Origin of the sequence: Calderihabitans maritimus, assembly GCF_002207765.1 — a bacterium.
Classification (GTDB): Bacteria; Bacillota; KKC1; order Calderihabitantales; family Calderihabitantaceae; genus Calderihabitans; species Calderihabitans maritimus.
Window position 1 is genome coordinate 12,826 of record NZ_BDGJ01000032.1, and the last position, 22,853, is coordinate 35,678.

20 protein-coding genes are annotated in these 22,853 nt (G+C 44.0%); 16 read left to right on the top strand and 4 right to left on the bottom strand.

Annotated elements, in window-relative coordinates; all coding sequences use genetic code 11:
- The first annotated feature begins 48 nt into the window (after positions 1–48).
- Positions 49–369 carry a hypothetical protein gene (locus KKC1_RS04030; protein WP_088553223.1) on the top strand — a complete coding sequence of 107 codons (321 nt, stop codon included), beginning with the start codon at positions 49–51 and terminating at the stop codon, positions 367–369.
- 14 nt (positions 370–383) lie between these two features.
- Positions 384–653 carry a YlmC/YmxH family sporulation protein gene (locus KKC1_RS04035; protein ID WP_088553224.1) on the top strand — a complete coding sequence of 90 codons (270 nt, stop codon included), beginning with the start codon at positions 384–386 and terminating at the stop codon, positions 651–653.
- A gap of 68 nt (positions 654–721) precedes the next feature.
- Here the strand turns inward: KKC1_RS04035 and KKC1_RS04040 are convergent, their stop codons facing one another.
- Entirely contained in the window at positions 722–1,018 is a 297-nt protein-coding gene (locus KKC1_RS04040; RefSeq protein ID WP_088553225.1) for a carbohydrate-binding protein, read from the bottom strand.
- A gap of 165 nt (positions 1,019–1,183) precedes the next feature.
- On the opposite strand from KKC1_RS04040, the gene KKC1_RS04045 reads away from it, so the two are divergent.
- Complete coding sequence (locus KKC1_RS04045) at positions 1,184–2,083, top strand: selenium metabolism-associated LysR family transcriptional regulator (protein WP_088553226.1); 900 nt, start codon at positions 1,184–1,186, stop codon at positions 2,081–2,083.
- A gap of 266 nt (positions 2,084–2,349) precedes the next feature.
- On the opposite strand, the gene KKC1_RS04050 is transcribed toward KKC1_RS04045, so the two are convergent.
- Together KKC1_RS04050 and KKC1_RS04055 are read right to left on the bottom strand one after the other, a co-directional pair.
- On the bottom strand, positions 2,350–3,354 hold the full coding sequence (locus tag KKC1_RS04050; protein ID WP_088553261.1) for a YeiH family protein: 1,005 nt from the start codon (positions 3,352–3,354) through the stop codon (positions 2,350–2,352).
- Between the two features lie 549 nt (positions 3,355–3,903).
- Positions 3,904–5,466 (bottom strand): ASKHA domain-containing protein, encoded by a 1,563-nt coding sequence (locus KKC1_RS04055; RefSeq protein WP_088553227.1) that lies wholly within the window; start codon positions 5,464–5,466, stop codon positions 3,904–3,906.
- Between the two features lie 364 nt (positions 5,467–5,830).
- Here KKC1_RS04055 and KKC1_RS04060 point away from each other — a divergent pair, with 364 nt between their 5' ends.
- Positions 5,831–6,769 carry a helix-turn-helix domain-containing protein gene (locus KKC1_RS04060; protein ID WP_088553228.1) on the top strand — a complete coding sequence of 313 codons (939 nt, stop codon included), beginning with the start codon at positions 5,831–5,833 and terminating at the stop codon, positions 6,767–6,769.
- A gap of 100 nt (positions 6,770–6,869) precedes the next feature.
- The gene (locus KKC1_RS04065) at positions 6,870–7,745 is read left to right on the top strand and encodes a hypothetical protein (protein WP_192868068.1); all 876 of its coding nucleotides are present in this window, start codon (positions 6,870–6,872) and stop codon (positions 7,743–7,745) included.
- A gap of 619 nt (positions 7,746–8,364) precedes the next feature.
- Here KKC1_RS04065 and KKC1_RS15655 read toward each other — a convergent pair.
- On the bottom strand, positions 8,365–8,625 hold the full coding sequence (locus tag KKC1_RS15655; RefSeq protein ID WP_143288669.1) for a hypothetical protein: 261 nt from the start codon (positions 8,623–8,625) through the stop codon (positions 8,365–8,367).
- 779 nt (positions 8,626–9,404) lie between these two features.
- Here KKC1_RS15655 and KKC1_RS04070 point away from each other — a divergent pair.
- From KKC1_RS04070 to dsrK, 11 genes are all read left to right on the top strand, one after another.
- On the top strand, positions 9,405–10,073 hold the full coding sequence (locus tag KKC1_RS04070; protein WP_088553230.1) for a Crp/Fnr family transcriptional regulator: 669 nt from the start codon (positions 9,405–9,407) through the stop codon (positions 10,071–10,073).
- 269 nt (positions 10,074–10,342) lie between these two features.
- Positions 10,343–11,812 (top strand): SLC13 family permease, encoded by a 1,470-nt coding sequence (locus KKC1_RS04075; RefSeq protein WP_088553231.1) that lies wholly within the window; start codon positions 10,343–10,345, stop codon positions 11,810–11,812.
- A 150-nt stretch (positions 11,813–11,962) separates the two neighbouring features.
- Positions 11,963–13,720 (top strand): adenylyl-sulfate reductase subunit alpha, encoded by a 1,758-nt coding sequence (locus tag KKC1_RS04080; RefSeq protein ID WP_088553232.1) that lies wholly within the window; start codon positions 11,963–11,965, stop codon positions 13,718–13,720.
- Positions 13,721–13,771: 51 nt separating this feature from the next.
- Positions 13,772–14,098, top strand: coding sequence for a 4Fe-4S binding protein (locus KKC1_RS04085; RefSeq protein ID WP_088553233.1), 327 nt, complete (start codon positions 13,772–13,774; stop codon positions 14,096–14,098).
- A gap of 97 nt (positions 14,099–14,195) precedes the next feature.
- Positions 14,196–16,577, top strand: a complete 2,382-nt coding sequence (locus tag KKC1_RS04090) for a hydrogenase iron-sulfur subunit (RefSeq protein ID WP_088553234.1) — start codon at positions 14,196–14,198, stop codon at positions 16,575–16,577.
- Between the two features lie 11 nt (positions 16,578–16,588).
- Positions 16,589–17,140, top strand: coding sequence for a 4Fe-4S dicluster domain-containing protein (locus tag KKC1_RS04095; RefSeq protein WP_088553235.1), 552 nt, complete (start codon positions 16,589–16,591; stop codon positions 17,138–17,140).
- Complete coding sequence (locus KKC1_RS04100) at positions 17,130–17,996, top strand: CoB--CoM heterodisulfide reductase iron-sulfur subunit B family protein (RefSeq protein ID WP_088553236.1); 867 nt, start codon at positions 17,130–17,132, stop codon at positions 17,994–17,996. Before KKC1_RS04095 ends, KKC1_RS04100 begins: the two co-directional genes overlap by 11 nt.
- Before the next feature lie 977 nt (positions 17,997–18,973).
- Positions 18,974–20,323 carry a YeiH family protein gene (locus tag KKC1_RS04105; protein ID WP_088553237.1) on the top strand — a complete coding sequence of 450 codons (1,350 nt, stop codon included), beginning with the start codon at positions 18,974–18,976 and terminating at the stop codon, positions 20,321–20,323.
- A 199-nt stretch (positions 20,324–20,522) separates the two neighbouring features.
- Positions 20,523–20,798 carry a hypothetical protein gene (locus KKC1_RS04110; RefSeq protein ID WP_238134190.1) on the top strand — a complete coding sequence of 92 codons (276 nt, stop codon included), beginning with the start codon at positions 20,523–20,525 and terminating at the stop codon, positions 20,796–20,798.
- A 421-nt stretch (positions 20,799–21,219) separates the two neighbouring features.
- Positions 21,220–21,795: an RsbRD N-terminal domain-containing protein gene (locus KKC1_RS04115; RefSeq protein ID WP_088553239.1), complete on the top strand. Its 576-nt coding sequence runs from the start codon at positions 21,220–21,222 to the stop codon at positions 21,793–21,795.
- Positions 21,796–21,828: 33 nt separating this feature from the next.
- A partial coding sequence (gene dsrK, locus KKC1_RS16695) for a sulfate reduction electron transfer complex DsrMKJOP subunit DsrK (protein ID WP_238134191.1) occupies positions 21,829–22,853 on the top strand: 1,025 nt, incomplete at its 3' end.

Consider the following 22,853-nt stretch of genomic DNA (forward strand, 5'->3'; position numbering starts at 1 on the left):
ATATACTTGAAGGAAAAGTCATAAATATTAGCAGGGAGTGACAGGAGAATGAGTAAATTATTGCTATTCATTCTCTTTTTTCTCTTGTTTTTTTTCTCGGTGCGCGAAAAAGTACACGTGCTGAGAGAAGACAAGGGAAAGATACCGGAGCAACCGATTTCCAGCCCTATATCTAGGGCCCTGGCAGAACTGGTGGGAATTGCCGGAGGCATTTATTTGTCTCTATTGATGCTGGTCACTTTTTTGGAAGTTTCGGTACCGGAAAGAGTCGAATTGTTCTCTCTTTCAGTGGAACCTTTAGCCCTTTTATCTATTACCCTAGCTTTGGTCCAGCCGTTCTTAGTAAGATGGTACCAAAAGTTGCTGTGATGGAGGTGGTAAAAATGAAATTAAGCGAGCTTATCGGAAAACAGATTGTTAATCTGTATAACGGTGTTAATTTGGGAACGGTCGGGGAATCTGATTTGGTTATTGATACGGAAAGCGGAGAGGTAGAATCTATTATCCTTCCCCGAAAAAGCAATCTGATTAGTTTTTGGTTTAATGAACAAAAACTCGTGATACCATGGCAGGCAGTAAAGAAGGTGGGCAGTGAGGTGATTATTGTCGATCTTGACCAGAGTTATTCAAGCCTGCGTAAGCATTCTGGTTAAATATTTAGGCACCCGAACATTTAGCCAGGTGCCCGCTTAACTTTCGGTTTGGTTTATCTAGAAACTACTTACTTAATAGGGCACATCCAATTCCACCCGCTGTTGTTGTCCCAATGGTCCGCGCTATCCTTGAAGCAGAAGTTGATTTCTTTATTCCCCTGTGCGGTTATATGGGTAACGAAACTACCGTCGGCCTGCCGATACATGGGAACAGTGGCCGTAGAATTCCAGCCGTCAAACCCGTAATGTATCCAGACGGCATCGGCACCCGATTTTGCCAATAATCCGTTATACCCTATCTTGACCGTACTACCTTTTGACGCTGGTACCGGATCTACGAAGATACGGTCATCATGAAGAAACATGGGGGCACCTCCTATTTAAAAAAATTTAATTCTAAAAATCAATTACTATTATGTCACGAGTTTTCAGAACTAAACTAGTAATTGTATGGAAAAAATATTATTATTTATAGTGTAGTTTGCGGTTGATTCATCGGAAACGTGCGCATCATGATGGGAGTGAAAAATTTGGAGCGTCATCATTTGGAAATATTCAAGGTAGTTGCCGAGAAGAAAAGCTTTTCTCAAGCTTCCGAAGTACTTCACATTTCTCAACCAGCTATCTCGCAACAGATTAATGCGCTGGAAGAGCATTTGGGAGTTAGGCTTTTCGACCGAACCACCAGAAAGGTTTCCTTGACGGAGGAAGGGAAGTTGTTGTATCAATACGCTGTAAAGATATGTGCTCTGTTCGCTGATGCCGAAAGAAGTCTCAGTGAATACAGCGAGGTTGTTAAAGGCACATTGGCGATTGGAGCCAGTTTGACTATAGGCGAAACTTTGCTACCAAAAGTAATCGGTGATTTCAAGGAACTCTATCCACAGGTTCACATAACAGTTAATGTAATCAATACTGAACAAATTATTCGTGCTGTTTTAGAACAGTCATTGGAAATTGGTTTGGTGGAGGGACCGGTAAATAATGCTGAGTTAACCGTGCAACCTTTTATGGATGATGAACTTTTTGTGGTTGTCAACCCTGATCACCCTCTGGCTACTCAGCGTTCGGTTTCCCTTGACCAATTAACTTGTTTTCCCTTTGTCTTGCGGGAAAAAGGTTCAGGAACCAGAAAAATCATGGAAGAAGCGCTGGAAGCAGCCGGGTTGAACCCGAAAAGGTTACCTGTTGCTCTGGAATTGGGCAGTACCGAAGCTGTAAAATCTGCCGTGGAAGCAAATTTGGGCGTGTCAATTTTGTCCCGACGTTCGGTCCAAAAGGAGCTGAAATTAAATACCTTAAAATTGCTTTCTATTGATAATCTGAGAATTACCAGAAAGTTTTATGTGGTTACCAATCCCAAAAGACACCCTACTCCTGCCTTTGAGCGGTTTTTATCCTTTATCCGGGATGAAAAATTTAAGGATTGAATCGATGGTTATATTGTTTCCGATGAGCCCCTGAGGATCTTAATTCAAAAGCGGTGCCGCAGGGTAGCCTAGACAGCCGGGGTCCTCGCGTGTGGTATGCTGATTATACCGACAGGAGACCTTGGGGCTGTAGCATATTCCCGGAGCCGCCCCGTCGGTACCTAAATCGTACCACACGCGGGATTGATGTCAAGGCCGTCGCACCGCAAAGTAGAATGTAATGGATTTCTAATAATGGTTTAGTAATCAGGACTATTTGATCGATTTTAAGGGGTCAGCCTAATAATGGAGAAGTACGTAAAGATAGAGAGCATGATCGAGGCTACGAACATAGACATCAAAGGCTTAAATGCCTTCGTTCGAAGAGCCTGAACACTGACGTTCAACCCTAATCCGACCATGGCGGCCGTTAGGAGAAATGAGCTTAACGTGGTCAAAACCTGCATATACATTTTCGGGATCGGGACATAGGTGCCGATGAGGCTGGTAATGATGAATCCTACGAGAAACCATGGAAATTCCACTTTTGCCTGTCCAGTGAATGTACCTTGTCTTTTCATCCATAAAGTTAAAATAAAACTCAACGGCACTAATAAAAGCACGCGCCCAAGTTTCGTTAAAAGTGCAATTGCTAAGGCATCCTGGCCTGCCGGAGCCGCTGCAGCTACTACATGGGCTATTTCGTGGAGGCTTATTCCACTCCAGATTCCATATTGAGTAACGGTAATGTCCAAAATGGGACGTAACAATGTGTAGACAACAGTAAAGATGGTTCCCACAAGCGCGATAATTCCAACTGCAATTGCTGTGTCATCGTCTTTTGCCTTGATAATAGGAGATACAGCGGCAATAGCGGCTGCCCCGCAAACTCCTGTTCCTACACCGAGCAGCAAGGACAACGATTTGTCTGCCTTCAACCATCGCGCGATCCCTAAAGTGATAGCGATGGCTAACGTAATGGTGACTGTATCTCCGGCCAGTAGCCCTAGCCCTTGATGGAGAATCATATCAATATTAAGCTTAAAACCAAACAAGACGATTGCATAACGCAAAATTTTCTTCGCCGAGAATTCAATGCCAGACCGAATTATCTCTGGGTAACCAGCAATTTGCCGATAGACAATCGCAATGAGAATTGATGTTACCATAGCTCCTAGCTGATTTATGACTGGTAACCTTGCTAAACCTACACCTATGCCTGCGATAACAAATGTGAATAAAATTCCTCCAATCCACTCCCAAGGAAAAGCCGGTATGTAACTCAAGGGCATGTCAATTGCGATTGGTTCGCTTCTCTCTACTTCCGCTAGCTTGTAATCTAGTCTTTCTCTACTTTCCATGGTAGTTCACTCCTTTATGACTTAATGAATTACAGGAAGTAGACATACGACAGGTAATAGGGAAAGAAGGTTTTGTACTGTAGAAATACTATTGGCCTTATACCTGCGTATTGTTATGGATATGTACAACAATTTAAAGCATATCCATCACCTCACTATTTATAACAATGGCTTATTATTTAAGGGAGGATGCACTCTTGGTGCTCAGTATAACACAAATTTGACGTAACCTTAAATTTTCATTCGCGATAATATTTATAATAAGACCTAATAAATGTTCGATTTGCACAACCCAAAGAGTTCCAAATCTCTTATACTGGCTGAAGTTAACTCTTTCAAATTTCGTGAATTAAGATAATCAAAAATAAAATTACCCGGGTGGCCATTGGCTACATGCAAGGCAAGATCAACACGTTTCTAATGATAAAAGAAAAGCCCTTGGCGTTGCCTACTGGCTGAACCAAGGGCTAATTAACGAAACTATAAACGTGCTTTAGCTTCCAATTTTTTTTTCACGGTGGGATAAATACTTAAATCTGCATGCGGGAGAAAAAGTCCAGACGTGTATTTTTCCATAAATTTTTGGTTATTATTTAATTCAAAATATGTTATCCTTTTAGCCAAAGCTTCTACCTCTCTCCACATATCCTGGGAAAGTAAAACTAATTTAGCCCCTTCTATAGAGCTATTACCAAGGCAAATGATATTTTGCCTCGGCAGGTCAGGATACAAACCGATGGTTACAGCAGATTCCCGGTCCATGTATTCCCCAAAAGCTCCTGCAGAATAGAAATACTTCAGCTCATGAATTGAACACCCGACCTCTTCCATCAAGACTTCCACAGCTGCATTGACCGCCGCTTTGGTGCGTAGTAAATTCTTAATGTCTTTCTGGGAAATTATAATATCTTTTCCCGTTGCCGTTTCTTCTGCCGGAGCCACGACAAAATGCTGAATATCTTCGATGAAATGGCCCGACCGGTCAATTATACCTGCCAGTAGAAGTTCTGCCAAGCAATCAACCAGGCCGGAACCACAGATGCCTTTTGCCTTTCCTCCGCCGATAACCTGGTAATCAACTTTGCCTGTGCGGGGATTAATTTTGATCCTATTTATAGCACCTTTTTCCGCGCGCATTCCATGGGCGGCAGCACCTCCCTCTAGGGCGGGCCCGGCTGCCCCGGCGCAGGCTACCAACCATTCGCAGTTGCCTAAAACGATTTCTCCATTTGTGCCGATATCCACTAAAAGGGACAGATATGGTTGCTCGTACATTCCGCTGACTAAAACTCCGGCAATTACATCACCACCTACATAACTACCAATACATGGCAAACAATAAACTACTGCTTGAGGATTGATGTGAACTCCCACTGCCGACGCACGCAGTGGTCCCGTGCTGTTAACTACAGGAGTATATGGCTCCCGACAAATGTAAGTGGGTTCCAACCCTAAAAAGAGGTGTATCATGGTAGTGTTACCGGCTACGGTTAACGCGCAAAGTTCATTTCTATCAATGGAAGCTTCTGCCGCTATTTGACCGACCAGTTGGTTGATGGTTCCAAGTAATGTTCGCCGGAGATTTTGTAGCCCTTTTTCAGTACTGCCCAAATGAATTCTGGTCAAAATGTCCTCACCGTATTGGATCTGGCCGTTATATTCCGAAGCTTTTGCCAGAACGTGGCCGGTATTCAGGTCTACCAGGTAGATAACAATCGTTGTAGTACCTATATCCAGTGCCAGTCCGTAGTGCCGGTCTATATGCCGGCCGGGTTCCACGTTTATTATCCAGGGATTATTTGGTATTTCGGCGGTTGTAATGGTAACTCCCCAGTTCGCTTCTCGAAGAGACGAGGGAAGTTTTCGTATAACCTCCAGTGGAATATCTGCTTGTCTTAGTCTTTCAGGCAGGTAGCGGCGCACTCGTTCGACGTCGGCTTGGTTATCCATTTTATTGGGAGGCTTCAGCTCAATAAAATACTTTCTGGTCAAAGGGTTTAATTCGACTTCTCTCCCCTGCCCGTGGGTTAAGATACTTACCATAACTATCACCGTCCTAGCACTAAATTTTAAAGTGTGTCAACAATTTATTTATTTTTGCCTTCTATCGACAGTAAGAATGTTACTAATTGTTTTGAAATTAAGTATAACATAAGTCTATCGTGATCATAATTGTCGTTTAAAATAGGAATTATAAGCGCGCCTTATAAGTACCTAAAATATGGCTAAAGAAATTCTACCTACCTTTGTCCATGGTAGAGAGAAGGACTTCTGTGAACGAAACTCTGGTCCATCTATACTATGATCCGGGAAATTGATTGATTTTTTCTGTTTTTTGTTATACAATAATAGAAACACAGCGTATTTATCTCCTAGATCTCAGGAAGGTTTTCGGGGGTAGCACAGGATGTCAATCGGAGAAAAGCTGAAGAAGTTGCGTGAAGAAAGGCACATTTCACTGGAGGAACTGGCAGATAAGATTGGTGTTCCCGTTCGTTGTCTTGAAGATGTAGAGCAAGGCAAGAAACGGTTGGGCAGTAAATCCCTAAAGGAAATCGCCTGCCTGCTGGGGGCTCCGGAGGACTATTTTGTTACCGGTGATGATGAAGTCGAGCAGGAAATTGATCCCCCGAATGAAACCGTGGAATATATTAGCAGTGCTGTGGGGAGAAGGATCAGACAGCTCAGAGAAGAAAAAGGTCTGACCCTGGTCGAATGCGGCAGGAGGGCGGGAATTTCCTATACCCATATCAGCGAAATAGAGAGAGGAAACACCTGTCCCTCGTTGAAGACCCTGGAAAAACTGGCTCGAGTACTTGAAGTTCCTTTAACCTACTTCCTTTCCAATGGTTCCTTTGCAACCATGGGAGACCGGATTCGAAAGCTCAGAGAGGCCCAGGGCCTCACCCAGGCAAAGCTGGCTCGGCAGATCGGTATTTCCGACAGCCTAATTGCCCAAGTGGAAACAGGGAAGGCGCAGCCATCCCTGAATACCCTGGAACGACTGGCAGATGTGCTGGGAGTTTCTCCGTCTTACTTTCTTGCTAAAGAAGACGAGTTCAGGCGGGATAACCCTGTGATACCCTTAAAGGAATGGACTGTCAACAAAAAGATAGATACTATCCTAGAATTGCTGCAAGAGGCCTCTGATCAAGACCTGGATTTTCTAGCAGGGTTGATCCGATATTTGTGGGAATACCGTGGTCATGATAGGAACCAGGTGGACGATCCCGTTATTGCGCAAATTGTTGAGTTGTTAAAGAAGTTCACGGATGAAGAAAAACGCTCCGTCCTGGATTATATAAAATTCATCGAAAGCAGGCGCGAGGTTGAGGCGAAGGTTTAGCGTTGATTAGTCCATACTTTGAAACGAGATTTGTTATAGGTAATAGATTGTGATAATGGCAACATTCTCATGCTTATTAGATAGAGAAGAGGGGAGAAGCATGCGGAGCTTCTTTTCCCAAAAACAATCAAATTTTTCCACCATTCGCCTCAGGGTACCCGTAGGAATTATTTATGTGGAACAGCTGGATGCCCTAAAGGAGGTAGCTGCCCGCTATGGAAGCGGGCGTCTGCACCTTACCGTTCGTAAGACGGTGGAGATTCCCGGTGTAGCTAATAAGGACATTCCCCGGGCTATTGCGCAGCTGGCGTCTGTTGGGTGGTACTCCAGCGCATTTGGCGATAACATCCGAAATGTAGTAGCCTGTCCAGGAGCTTATAGCTGTCCGAATGCCCAGGTGGATACCCAATCCCTTGGCTTGGAGATCGACAGTAATTTTGCCTCAGAGGAAGACTTACCAGCGAAAATAAAAATTGCCGTAGCTGGCTGCCCTAATTCTTGTACCCATCCTATACTTAATGATATCGGAATTATAGGAGTCACCAGGGTTAAGGTACTGCAGGATAAATGTGAGCGTTGTTACATTTGTGTAGAAGATTACTGCCGGGAAAACGCCATTAAAAAATCAGAGGAAGGACAAGTAATTATCGACCCTGAGGCTTGTGTAGATTGTGGTGAATGCGTGGGAAAATGCTTATCTAATGCGCTGGTTGCCGAAAGCAGAGCCTACCGAATTTTTGTGGGTGGGAAACTGGGCCGGCACCCGCAAATCGGCACTTATTTGGCCGATATTCTTACTATTCCTGAGGTAGTTGACATGGTAGAGGTAGTTCTGGCCGTTTACAAGAAGTATGGGCAACCCGGTGAACGGCTGGGTGAGTTGATTAATCGTCTTTCGATGGAACGTTTCCGGCAATTGGTTGTGGATTACCGAAAGCAAAAAGTGAAAGTGGCTTGTGCGCAACTTGTTTACTGAGAAGAAAACATTGTCTTTTAGCCCTCCTTGGTAGCCCCAAATTGGCAGGCCGAGGAGGTTTTTATTTATTACAAATCGGAAAAGAAGTTTTCCTTGAAGCCTTTATAACTACTCAAAGAGGGATATATAAAATGCACGGAAACACCTTAAACTCAAGTTTAACGGGTTCACTTGAAAAATGGTGTCCAGGTAATCCCTAAAGACACATCTCAAGATCTCGAAGATTGGCTCAAAGCGATGGTTCTTGATACAAACCATTTACGCAAAATTATTGACGCTATCTGTAAGGATATATTAGAATATATAATAAGATATATTGGAATACATAATAAATAATTCATTAGGAACGAAATTTCAAGACTAAATTTTAAATCACAACGAAAAACATAATAAGAGAGAAATGGGACCTTCGCTCTTATTAAGAGGCCAGGAAGAGTTCTAAAATTATGACAGTCAAGGGGAAAGGGTGTGAACGTATACACTAGATTTACAGCCCTGAACCTGATGTTTCGGGGTATAACCTTGCAAAGTGATTTTTGACTGGGGTTCCAAGGGTCTAATGTTATAGTTATCACAAGCACAATCCGGTGCCAAAGGAGGGTTTCCGGTTTTTGCTCCATTAAATTCCATTAAATATTGTCTTTTCTTCAATAATGCTCCCTTCAACATTGCTCCCTTCAACGAGCTGCGGCGTTTCCGGCTTCACAGGATAATCTTGCATGGCAACTCCCGTAGTCGAAAATGTTAACGATAGCCATAACAAAAAAGAGCGGTACACCTTTTTCCGTTGATGGTCAATCCATATTTTCTTCGCAGGCAGATCGTTAGCTTGAGGTACCCGTAAGCGAATCCTTCGTCGCAGATTAATTAACAAATGCATTTTTTAATTTCTTCGTTACTGACCAAAGTGCCTTTTAGGGTAACTGAGAATCCGGGCGGGGATAATCGCTATCAGGTTTCTTAACTATCCGGTGTTTGATTTTGTAGTAATGAGTGGGAACGGTTTGACCGATAAATTCCAAATAGCAGTGTGGCTTTGTAGCCAAAGGAAATCCATTTTTGGGCAATAGTTACTTTATCATCAAATGTGGGTTTGTTTTTTAAAAAACAATTCTGCAGTATTTCTATTTCAAGTTTCTCAAAGTAATTTTTTTAGTCTTTCGTTTTTAGCTACGGCTTTTGTATATTCGTCAGGGTTATACGGTGGTTTGGAACTTGCCGCGATGCCCCCGTGTAAAAGCTGCCTCACCGTGTTTTTCACAGTTTCTTGCCAGAGACCAACCAGGCTTGACGATATTTCGTGTCTTCGGACCATGGTGTTGTTACGTTTAAGTAACGGCATGCCCTACCCGCACTCAAGAGGCGGAACGAACAAATAAAACAGGGCGATAGATCCTGTGAGACATGATGGGTAGCCGAGGACTAAAGAATGCAGGTACCATTCAGAATTTAGAAGATTTAAGCTGAATGTTGTTTTAGATTATTGTTGTTAATAATAATGCCACTCGCGTGGATTTGATAGATAACTTCTTCGGGGTTACCCACAACTCCATACTTGCAAAAACTTCTGCTATCTGTATTGCAGGCGACGATCAATAAACTGCCCTCCTAGAAAAAGGAACCAATTCGGTGGAATTCTAAAAGGAGGGATGTGATGGGATGAATAATTTGTTTGGAGGGTCTATTTTGTATTTAAGTGAAAATGAGAACAAACTCATCAAAACAGCTGGCCCTACAGTTATTTATCCTCCCGGACAGCTGGTATTTGCTGCCGGTGAAATTGCCGACCGGGTATATTTTATGGAAAAGGGTATAGTTAAAATTTTTAAGCTGACGACGTGTGGCAACTACTGTACTGTAGCCTTACGTTTTCCCGGAGATTTTATCGGGTTGGCTGAAGTTTTGTACGGTGGGCGACGGAGTTGTTATGCAGAGGTCATGGAAGAGGCCCATATGACCATTATTCAGAAGACGGTACTAGAGAATATGCTTATGCAGCATCCGGACATAGCGGTCAAGGTGGCGCAGATATTGGGTGCCCGCCTGCGGGAAGCCCAATCAAAGCTTTTTGAGATGGCATGCTACCAGGTGCCGAGCAGATTAGCTTTGTTGCTGCTGAAAACAAGCGAGCGTCTGGGTGAAAAGACTGACGAAGGAATCAAACTTAAAGTTAAATTTACCCATGAGGAAATGGCATATATGGTGGGCACTTCCAGGCCTAGTGTAACCGTGGCATTAAAAATGTTTGAAAAGGAAAAAAGCATAAAAAGAACCAAGAGCGGTGAAATAATAATCACTTGTGCAGAAACTTTAAAAAAATGGATTTAGATTAAGTTTTAAGTCCCCTTAAACGGGACTTTTTTGTTGTTAGCTAACTTACATACAGGATGTAACAAAAATACTTTGGTCACGTTGATTGATAAACAGAAAACTGGGTTCTTCATGTGTTATTGTTAAAGTGCGCACAAACACAAAAGCTGGAAATGGGGGGACCTGGGTATCCGGAAGAAAGCGGTGGATACAGAGGGGCGTGTTAGGAAAAATCGTTAATGTCTTGGGACGGGTTATTCAAAAAAGAAAGATGAGGAGGAGATAATTTGAGTACTGAAATTGTAAGTGTGAAGAAACAAGAAGTATTTGATTTAGACAAGAAAAAACTTTTAAGTTTAATAATTGCTTTTGTAATAATGTTAGGACTACATTTTGCGCCTGAACTTCCTGGATTATCTTCTCAAGGACAATCGGTGCTTGCAGTATTTCTTTGGTTTATGATTGTCATGATCTCTGGTTCTCTACATCGTTTTGTGGTGGGGTTTGCTGCGCCATTGTTTATAACAATACTGACAGATTTCAAGGTGGCTGAAGCATTTTCTGCCTTTACCGGAAAAGCATTCTTTTTAGCAATCGGCGCATTCGTATATGCAGGAATTATGGTGGCTACTCCATTGGGAAAACGAATTGCAATTGGAATTACAGATTTGTTCAGGTCTATAAGGGTTCCCAGAATTTTACTAGGACTGTGTGTAGCAGACTTCTGTATAAGCGGATTTTTGCCAACGGTAGCTGAAACTGGATTGTTATTACCTCTAGCAAAAGGTTTCAGCGGATTGACCAGGGGTAAGGAACACCTGCCGGAGGTCAAAAGAATTAATAATGGATTATTTTTACTTGTTTGTGGTTTGATGCCTCTATTTACCAGTTTATTAATATTAACAGCCCACTTCCCCAATATTCTAATGGCGGGATTCATGGAAAAGGCAGGTATTACCATTACGTGGATGGACTGGCTGAAACTTAACCTACCTTTATGGGGATTAATGCCCGTGGCCTATTTCTATACAATATGGTACTTCAAGCTCTGGAAAGTGGAAATTCCTGGGGCCAACGAAGAACTCCCCAGGATGAAGAAGGAACTGGGAAAAATAACATGGCCGGAAAAATGGGCTTTGATGTCTTTAGGCATTTGTCTTTTCCTCTGGATTACCGAAAAATCACTTCACAATATAAATACAGGAATGGTAGCTATACTCTTAGTCTTCCTAGTCTTTCTGCCCTTTGGCAAAATTAAGTTCGAAACAATTGCTCCTCACATCATGTGGGACGTATGGATTCTACTGGGTGGAGCTATTTCTCTAGGAACCGCATTATACAAGTCTGGGGCGGTAAAGTGGATGGTAGACCTTATACTTTCTCCCATGGAAAGCAAGATAATAGGCTTGCCGCCAATATTGATACTTTTAATTGTTGTGATAGGTACTCAGATTGCGAGAGCAGGTATCGTTAGTGCTGCTGCAATGGGAGCTATGTTTATACCATTGACAATGGCCATGGCACCGGAACTCGGCTTTAATGTTCTACCTTTTACCCTAATCGTTGTAAATTGCCTGAGTTACTCATTCTTCCTTCCCATGTCTATTACAGCCTTTTTCATTGCATGGGGTGCTTCTGATATGTCAATGGGAGAAGTAATAAAATTTGGTACTCCCCTGTCAATAATTTGCAACTTGTATGTAATTATAAGTTTGAGCATATGGCTACCAATTATCGGGTACCCATTGACGATATAGCTCCTGTAGCCTTTAAGGGATTTTGGACGTGAGAAGAAAGGAGGTAGAGTATTAAGATGGCCCCCTTCCTGTAGCCTTTAAGGGATTTTGGGCACTTTAAAGCGCTGTTCCCCTAAAAAACAAAAAAATTTTTCAAGGAGGTAAAGAAATATGCCCGCAAAGTTGCCAACCAATTTGGAGGAGATTAAAGAAGAAAGAATAGAAACAGATATTCTGGTAATCGGCGCAGGCAATGCAGGTTGTTTCGCAGCTATCGAAGCAAAAAAATTAAATCCCGACCTCGAAGTCACTTTAATGGAAAAGGCCCATATTGACCGGAGCGGCTGTTTAGCAGCTGGTATGGACGCGATTAATACTTACATCAAGAAAGGGAGAACCATAGAAGAATTTGTCCGTTGGAGCCGAGCCCAGGCCGGCGGGTTAATCCGGGAGGACCTCACCATCAGCCTCGCTGAGGTGCTTAACCAACCCATCGAAGAATGGGAAAGATGGGGGTTGCCCATCAATAAGGAAGAAGATTCAGATGAGTACCATACCAGGGGCAAGTGGGATATTACCATTCGCGGTTCGGAAATGAAAGTAATCCTGGCGGAAAAGGTCCGCGAATTCGGGTGTAAAGTTTATAACCGAGTGGTTGCCACCAATTTTTTACTGGACGGCGAAAAGGTAATCGGAGCCATTGGGTTTGGCGTCCGTGATGGTAAGCTTTACGTGTTTAAAGCTAAGGCGACCATCGTAGCAACCGGTGGGGCAGCCGGAATCTACAAGCCGTATCAGGCCGATGGTGTGGATAGCCATCATATGCTGTGGTATTGTCCCTTTAACGTCGGTTCCGGTTACGCCATGGGAATTCGTGCCGGAGCAGAAATGACCACCTTTGAAATGCGCTGGTGCGCTACCAGGACAAAAGATTTTAACGGACCCATTGATACTATTTCCGTAGGCTACAAAACGCCCATGATCAACGCCAAAGGAGAAAAGATCCTGGAAGAACGGTACGCGGAGCTAGGTGGAGACGCAGCCCCCCGCTATATCAGGGCCAACGTGCCGATGATGGAGTGGATGGAAGGTAGGGGGCCGTGCTACGTAGACACCAGGGGAATGACTCCTGAGCAGATCAAAGATATGAAGATTGATTACCTTAATGAACGCCCCAGCTTTGTTCTCTTCCTAGCAGCCCGCGGGCAAGACTTGAGTAAGGAACCTATCGAAATCTACGGCAGCGACCCCTATATCGTCGGAGGTCATACGGCCAGCGGTTATTGGATCGACGTCAAACGGGCCACAACCTTACCAGGACTGTTTGCCTGCGGCGATGTGGCTGGCGGTGTTCCCAACAAATTTGTGGGTGGCTGTGCTGCCGAAGGTATGCTGGCTGCCCGGGGAGCGGTTGAATACCTGAGCTCGGTTGGCATGACAGAGATAGACCCCGAGCAAATTGCTCGGGAGAAAGCCCGAGTATTTGCCCCAGCCATCCGTCAGTTCACCGAAGGTGACGGGATCATTCCCAGGGAAATGGAAGAACGGATGCAGCGCTTAATGGACGAGTATGCTGGCGGAGTACACCAGTTTTACCGGATGAACCGTGAGCAATTAGAATATGCCCTCAAACACATCAGGATCCTGAAGGATCAAACGAAATACCTGGTTGCCCGTGACCTGCACGAGTTAATGGAAGCCCACGAAGTGATCGACCGACTGGAAGTGGCGGAGGTGCTCATCCATCACTTGATGTTCCGGGAAGAAACTAGGTGGCCCGGATGGCAGACCCGGACCGATTTTCCCGAAAAGAACGACGAGAAGTTTGACTGTTTTGTTAATTCCAAGAAAGATCCTACCACCGGCGAGATTAAAGTATTTACCAGACCTTACGAGCAGATCATTCCGGGTGACCGGTATCATCCCTAATTTAGGTAAAATAGCTATTTTTAAAATTAATGAACAAGGAGGAAAGAAATGATGCCCCCTAAAGTAAACAAGGATAAATGCGATGGCTGCAAAGCGGAACATGAACCCTTGTGTGAACAAATTTGTCCCGGAGACTTGATGACCCTTAACCCGGAAACTAAGAAGGCTTACTGCCGTTCTACCCGTGACTGTTGGGATTGCATGTCGTGCACTAAGATCTGCCCGCAAGGGGCCATTGAAACCAGATTGTCATACCAATTGGGTTATTATCCTGCCAAATTAATCCCTATGATGGGGACCAACAAAATTACCTGGACGTGCATAGATATTAATGGGAATGTGGAGCGTTTTTCCTTTAAGACCAGAAATGAAGACTAGTTGTTTCAACATGCGTATTCAGATGGACTGAACCTAGAAGGGGTGGCCGACACGCTATCAGTTTGGCCAACCCTTCTTCTCTCAAGGAGGTAATAGAATGGATAAGGCGCAAATAGGGCTGTATATCTGTCGATGTAACAATCAAATTTCCCAGAGTATTGATACTAACAAGCTGGCTTCGGTAATGCGGAAAAAAAAAGGAGTGGCTATCTGTCGGGAACACGATAGTATTTGTGGTCCCGAGGGGCAGCAGATGATCCGGGAAGATATCCGGGATGGTAAAGTTAATACCGTGGTAATTGCGGCCTGTTCGCCCAGGCTGTACCAGAAGACCATGGCTAATGCTCTAGGTGAAGTAGGTTTAAATAAGTATTTGTTGGAGTGGAGCAATATCAGGGAACAGTGCGCCTGGGTTCACTCTGATGACCCCCAAAAGGCTTATAAGAAAGCTGTAAACCTGGTATCCATGTCTCTAGCTAAGGCCCGTTTACTGAAACCGCTTGAGCCGCTACGTTTTCCGTCGGTAAAATCCGCTCTGGTTGTGGGCGGAGGTATTGCTGGGCTCAGCGCTTGCCTAGACCTGGCAGAGGCCAGGGTACAAGTCGTACTGGTCGAAAAAGAACCTACGGTGGGGGGAAAGGTGGCGCTACTACACAAGTATTTTCCACGTATGTGTAATCCCGCCTGCGGATTGGATTTTTTACTCCAGAAAATTCGAGCTCACGACAACATTTCAATACATACCTTGACCGAAATCAAGAGCATCTCCGGTGGACCGGGCAATTTTGAGGTCACCCTGGTAACAAAACCCAGGTACATCATGCCGGACAGGTGCACTGCCTGCGGAGAGTGCACAAAGGTTTGCCCGGCAACCAGAAACAATCATTGGGATTTCGGATACAGCCAAACTCGAGCCGTTTATTTCCCGCACGAGTTTGCTTATCCTCACTCCTATATCATCGATAGAAGTTCGTGTCCTGCAGGCTGTACGCTTTGCCAAGATACTTGTCCGGCTGCTGCCATCCGCCTGGATCAAAGTGAAAAGGAATTTACCGTCAATGTAGGCAGCATCTTGTTGGCGACCGGCTGGGAACCGTATCCGGTCGAACGGGTGGAGCAGTACGGCTACAAGCGGTTTGCTAATGTGGTCACCAACATGGGGTTTGAACGTTTAGCGTCTCCTACAGGACCGACTAAAGGCCAGTTGGTACGCCTTACAGATGGAAAGCCTGTTAAAAAGATTGCCTTTATCCAGTGCGTAGGCAGTCGTGATCAAAACTATCTACCCTACTGTTCACAAGTATGCTGTACTGCAACCTTAAAACAGATCCAATATGTGCGAGAAGCCAACCCGGAAGCTGAGATCTACGTTTTTTATATGGATATTAGGTCGGTTGGCGAATATGAAAAAATGTACCGGCAGGCTCAGGAAGAATCTATGGCCATCTTTATTCGGGGAAATCCCTCTAACATCCGGGAAGATCCCGATACAAAACAACTGATTATCCAGGCTGAAGATACACTCCTCGGGGAGCAACTGGAAGTAAAGGTGGACATGGTAGTATTGGCAGCAGGTATGCAGGGCGTTGACGGGTTGAAAGACGTAACCTTCAAGGTAAATTTACCTGTTGAGAATGAGGCTTCTATCAAAAATGAAGAGATTGGTGGGGAAATATCTCCTGGCCACCTCCAGTGTTTTCCCTACGAAAGCCAGCGGACTGGAATTTTCCTGGCTGGTAGTTGTCAAGGGGGGATGGATGTATCCACATCGATTAAAAGCGCGGCAGGTGCCGCTATGAAGGCCATGGCTTTCCTGCAGGATGAGATAGTGCTTAAACCCACTGTTCCGGTAATTGATAAGCTGAAATGCGATAAGTGTAAAAGGTGTATGGAGGAATGCCCCTTCGATGCGTGGGAATGGGATGACACCGGCTACCCTGCACCCAATCTGCTCAAGTGCCGCCAATGCGGCATCTGCCAGGGTGGCTGTCCCATGAAAGCAATATCTCTCCAAAACTTTACTATCAAACAACTAGCTAAAATGGTGGAAGCCGTGGATACTGGCTTTCTCGGTGAAGGAGAGCCGATTATCCTTGCTTTCGTGTGTGCCAATGACGCTTATCCGGCAGTCGACTTAGTGGGACAATATCGAAGAAGTTACCCGGCCAATGTGATTGTGGTAAAAGTACCTTGTATCGGTTCAATCAACGTGGCGTTGGTTGCCGATGCCCTTTCTCACGGATACGACGGAGTTATTTTGGCAGGTTGCAAGTCGGATGAATGCCACTTTGTTAGGGGGAGTGACCTGGCCAAAACGCGGTTGGAGAATATGCGCGAAACCCTGCAACGAATGATGATAGAACCGGATAGAGTTAAAAGTGTTGAACTGAAGATTAACGATGGCGAACGGTTCATTGAACTTGTTACCCGATTCGTAGCCGAGTTGAAGCAACTGGGGCCCAACCCGTTCAAGGCTTGAGAGGTGAAATCATGATAACCATGCCCAAAATCCAGGGACGCGACTTGGAGTCTAAAATAGTGTCGGCCATCCGATCCTGCTACCAGTGCGGGCGCTGTAGCGGAGAATGCCCTACTGCTTTTGCTATGGACTATACTCCCCGAAGAATCATTCGGTTACTTCAATTCGGTCTAGTCGACCGCGTACTAAAGTCTTCTACTATATGGATGTGTGCCACTTGCTACAGTTGTGCTATTTCCTGCCCCAGAGGGGTAGATTTACCAGGCGTGATGTTCCTTCTGAAGCAGCTTGCCATAGCGAGAGGGATCAGCAATGATTCAGTGGTGTTTTATCAAACTTTTATGAAGATCATTCGTAAGTACGGTATTCTCCATGAACCGGAGCTATTGTTACAATACGCCCGCCAGACCAGATGGCAGGTCCTGATCCAACAATGGAGAACAGGAGCAGCGATGGTCTTCCGGGGAAAGGTTGGTTTAAGGCCCAGGAAAATCAGGGATCGGGCCTTCCTCAACCAATGTTTTTTTGTCTCATCCGGGCGAGGTGAAAAAAATGAAGTATAATTATTTGCCAGGTTGCTCTCTTCATGGTTCAGCCAAAGAATACTTGCTATCTTTTCTCCGGGTTAGTAGAAAACTGGGCTTTCAGTTGTACGAATTGTCGGATTGGAATTGTTGTGGAGCAACAGCTGCCAAATCCATAGATAGCGAATGGACTCTGCTGCTGGGGGCCCGCAACTTGGCCTTGGCGGAAAGAAAATCCGACGTCCTGCTGGTCCCCTGCAATCTTTGTTATCATAACCTGGCAATAACTGCAACGGCTTTGAGGGAAAGTGAAGTCAGGGCTGAGATTAACAGGAAATTGCAGCTAGTTGGCTTATACTTTCAGGGAAAGGTTCAGGTAAAACACCCGCTGGAACTATTGGTTTCCGAACAGGTGCTGGAGATAATTTCATCCCAAATTACCCGCTCCCTGTCAGGTCTGCGCGTAATGGCATACTACGGGTGCTTGCTCACAAGGCCGAAAGAAGTTGCCCTTCAGGGGGAAACGAATTATTCTCCACGCATGCTTGATAAGCTAATAAATATTTTAGGGGCTACTCCTGTACCCTTCAGCGCGAAAACAAAGTGTTGCGGAGGAACACTGTTTCTGAGTAGCCCAAACGTAGCTTATGGCGCCAGTAGAAAGATTTTGGATGAAGCTCTGAGACAGGAACCAGATTGCCTTGTAGTAACCTGTCCCATGTGCCACATGATGCTTGATGGGAAGCAAACCGAGATTGAGAGAACACATCAAGTGAAATATCGCATACCCGTTTTATACTTCACCCAATTGATAGGTCTCGCCCTAGGGCTTAGTCCCAAAAGTCTGGGATTAACTTATCATGTTGTGTCCACCAGAAAGATTACATCCAGATAAATTATACAGTCAAATTACCCTTCCCTTTTTTGGCCCTATTCTGGGCCTTTTTCTGTCTTTCCATTAACATAGTTGCAAAGCCGTTTTTCCCTGAATTTCGGAACTGCTACAACGAACAACCGTTATGTCCCTCTTCGTCGACAGCAATCTGAGCGTGTCCATGATAGCCAGGCTCCTCAAGCTTGAAAAGATATGCAGAAAGACCGGTGCCGAGTAGTCTGATGACATTTATAGGATTATTGGGGTCACCATGATTTATTAATAGTAAAAAATATTGCCCACTGGTTATAAGGGAGCTGTCTTGAGTGACAACGAAAATATTTAAAAGGCAATGAACGCTTTAAAACCTGAAGGAATAAAAAAATCTTGGGTTTTTTGAGAAAGGCGCTTCAAAAAACAATTACATTTACACAAAATTATTGAAAATTATTGACACTATCCATAAGGATATATTAGAATAAATAATAAGATATATTGAAATACACAATAAATGTTTTTATCAATAACAAAAATAAGAATTGGGATTAAATTATATTGAAAAACAGACCTTCGGCGTCATTGAGCGAGGAGGGGTTCTCAAATATCATGGCAGTTAAGGGGAAAAGCCTAAACATTAGGTTTATTCCCTTAAGCCTCGCATTGTGAGAGCATCGTTGTAAAGAGATTTGGTAAGGGAAAAGGTTTTTAGCCGATATTGTTATAGTCTTCACAAGCACAATTCGATGCAAAAAAGGTATAACGAAGGGGGTGGTCAATGAATAGGGGTCTACTAAATTTTATCTTTTATCGTTTGACTACAGTAAAAAATAAGGGGAGGGTAATTGACGAGTGAAGGGGGTAACATTTCTGGCTGGTGAGATTGAGACAAATGATTCAGACTGGTCACCGTAATAGAAATTAAAACACCGGGTGGCTGTTAAGTTCGTGAGTAGTACTTGTTAAGTTAGCTGGTTTTAAATCGGGAGGGAGGATAGCTCATGAGCAAGTTGGCGACACCAACTAGACCAGCTACTCCCAGTGGTGGTTGGTCGGATCTTTGGAAGAAAGAAGACTGGTGGGCAGTATGGCTAGGGCTTGGTATCGTGTTTGCAGCGATTATTTTTTGGGCTTCTGGCAGCACTATCAAGCCAATTGCTTTGAAGGTTCCTAAATGGACTGAATTTGGAACGGTAACGTCTCACTTGAGTGAGAATATTGGTTTGTACGTGTTGCTATATTTGGTATTCCTAGCGGCTTTCGGTTTGGCCGTAAAAATACTGGGTCATAAACTAAGTGAATTCATTCCTGGCTTTACCATTATTTTCGTTCTGGCTGTCTTAGTATCGATCTTCGGCTCATGGGAATGGGCTAAAAAATATAACCTGGAAGCTCCATTGGTGGCTCTTGCCCTAGGTATGCTTATAAGTAACACTATCCCAATTCCCAAATGGATGAACGCTTCTTTAAGAACGGAATTCTATGTAAAGACCGGTATCGTTCTACTAGGTGCTACGCTTCCATTTACAAAAATAATCCAAGCAGGTCCCTTAGCGTTCATGCAGGCTACATTGGTAGCTGTTTCGACTTTCCTTACCATCTATTGGGCTGGTACTAAATTATTCGGTTTAGACAAACGATTTGCAGCTACCCTAGGTGCGGGTGGGTCTATCTGCGGTGTATCCGCTTCAATCGCCATGGGCAGTGCGGTTAAAGCGGAAAAAGAGCACGTATCTATAGCCATTACCCTAGTTATTGTCTGGGCTATCATTATGATCTATGCATTACCAATTATGATTAAAGCTTTTGGAATTCCTTCTGGTCCTGCTGGTGCATGGATAGGCACGTCTGAGTTTGCTGATGCTGCAGGTATGGCTGCAGCCGCTGCTATCGATGAACAAGCCATCCACACTTTTACCTTAATGAAGGTTGTTGGACGCGACATGTTTATAGGTATTTGGTGTTTCATAATGGCTCTTATTTCCGTCACCAAGTGGGAAAAGAGAGAAGACGGTACTAAACCAGATGCGAGGGAAATATGGTACCGATTCCCTAAATTTGTGATAGGGTTCTTTATTGCTTCCGCGGTAATTACCCTCTTGGTTGCATCTGCAGATGCAGAAACTGCTAAGGTAATTACTTCTGATTTGATCAAGCCTGTTAAGCAATTAAGAACTTGGGCGTTTACTTTCTGTTTCTTATGTATTGGTCTTACCACTCGCTTTAGGGAACTAACCTCTACTGGTTGGAAACCATTTGCCGCTTTCACCGCCGGTGTGTTAGTCAACGTTCCACTAGGTTTTATCTTATCGGTTCTTGTATTCGCCAAATACTGGATGGCTGTCCATTAATAATTATGCAAAAAGCTTCCGCTGAAAAACCCTCAATGTAGTTAATGCGAATAGGCAGAAAGGGCCAGGTGGCAGGAAAGCAGTATCTAACCAAGGTGAAGTGGCTATGCGTAACAATAATGAAACTTGTGTACAAACAGTAAGGTTCGTTTTCGATTTCTATAAAAGCAAGGATGGGCAGCCGGGGGAGAAACCCTTTTTGAATAAAATTGTCGGGGTTAAAAATATCCAACCGAAAACAGTAAGGAACTTAAATAGATTCCTAACCGCTCGTTTGGATAGAATTGCCACAATGATGGAAATTTTATTAGCAGCCCATGATAACTGGACAATTACAGGGAAGAGAGACGTGATCGTGATGGAAACGGACACATTTGATTTTAAGGAAGCTATCAAAGTATTAAAAGAGCATGGTTTCACTAGCGATGAATTTATATTGAGAGTTGAATATACCCGCAAATGGGGATTTTTGTAAAAAGTTTAATCTGTATACCCCACGCGGGCGCCCCTGCTGTTCAAGCCTACCCTGCGACGCCGTATTTATTTACGGCGTCTTTTTTTTAACCCAGAGAGAACAATTAGGACATTGCTGCTTTTTAAAATACCGGGATTTCTCAGCTAAACTTAAAAATAATGAAAAATTTTTTAGATCAAGCAGGAATTTTTTCATATATAGCGAAATTTATAAATGCACTAAATCAATTTTAAATATACTTAATTAATTTCCTGGGATTGTGAAAGGCGGAACAGGTACAAAAGCACTGACTTCTTAGAAGAAACTTTATTTTTATAGGGGAGGTGAGGGAAGGTGAAATAGTTTATAAAAATGGAGGCGGATAAGGTGATAGAGCACATAGAAAATATTCCAATTAGGAAACGCAAAGGGCGTGCCGGGTATGAAATTGGAAAATTTTTTATTACAAAAGAAAGGCGCCATTTTGAAAAGATGGTTTGATCTGCTGTTGGAGGCTTATCCCGATGAAACTGTAAGGTTTTTAAAGGGAGAAAAGAATCCGTTTACAAATCCGGTGGGGCACACGATCCACCAGGGAATAGCAGGTCTATATGAGGGACTCCTTCAGGGATTGGACCAGGACAAGACTTACACCTTTCTAGATAATATTATTCGAATCAGGGCTGTTCAGGATTTTTCCCCTTCGCAGGCTGTTGCTTTCATCTTCCTTTTAAAAAAAGTAATCAGAGAGGAATTAGAAAGCGAAATCCGGGAAAGTCGGGTTTCTGCTGAAGAGTTGCTCAAATTTGAGTCCAAAATAGATGAATTGGCCCTTCTCTCTTTTGACATATATATGGAATGCCGAGAGAAGATCTGCGACGTCAGGATAAATGAGACGAAAAACAGGCTCTACAGATTACTGCAAAAGGCAAATCTAATGGTTGATTACTCGGAGGAGGAACCGGACTTACAAGACGGTAGCGTCGCTAACCGGCATGAAATGAGGATTAGTAGATGAGCATCAAATTTTCCTTAATGAGAAGGTGGGAAAATGGCATCAATTCCGAAACCAGATGAGCTATCAAAAATTAATTACAAACCTCCTCGAACAGGTTGGATGGATACTCCTGTTAAATTCAGGCCGGGTACCTGGTGTTACGGTGCGAAGCCTAAAAACCTTGAAGCTGTAGGGTTCCCTAACCCCAGGGAGTGGTCGCCGGCTGATGAAGACTGGAAACTTCCTGACAATTGGAAGGAGATCATTCTGGAAGGATTAAGGGAACGGTTGGACAGGTTCCGTTCTTTACGAATCTTTATGGACATTTGCGTGAGATGCGGTGCCTGTGCTGATAAGTGTCACTTTTATATTGGTTCAGGTGATCCCAAGAATATGCCTGTTCTCAGGGCTGAGCTTCTCAGATCGGTATATCGCAAGGATTTCACAACGGCAGGGAAAATTCTTGGGAAGTTCGTTGGAGCAAGAGAACTTACGGAAGACGTAGTAAAAGAGTGGTTTTACTATTTCTTTCAGTGTACTGAGTGCCGGCGTTGTGCCCTTTTCTGCCCTTACGGCATCGATACGGCTGAAATTACCATTATTGCCAGGGAGCTCCTCAATCTACTGGGATGTAACATTGACTGGATTGCTGGAGCTGTAGCCAACTGTTACAGGGTGGGGAATCACCTTGGCATTCCGCCCCATGCGTTTAAAGATATGATTGAATTTTGTGTAGACGAGATTGAAAATTTAACGGGCATTAAGGTCGAACCAACCTTCAACAGGAAGGGTGCGGAGGTTCTTTTCATTGCTCCCTCTGGTGATGTCTTCGCTGACCCTGGCACGTACACCCTGATGGGATATCTGATGCTTTTCCACGAGATTGGACTTGACTATACCTGGAGTACATACGCATCAGAGGGTGGAAACTTTGGTTTATTTACTTCTCATGAGATGATGAAAAGGCTAAACGCCAAGATGTATGCGGAAGCTGAGAGGTTAGGGGTGAAGTGGATCCTGGGAGGAGAATGCGGTCATATGTGGCGGGTTGTTCACCAGTACATGGACACTATGAATGG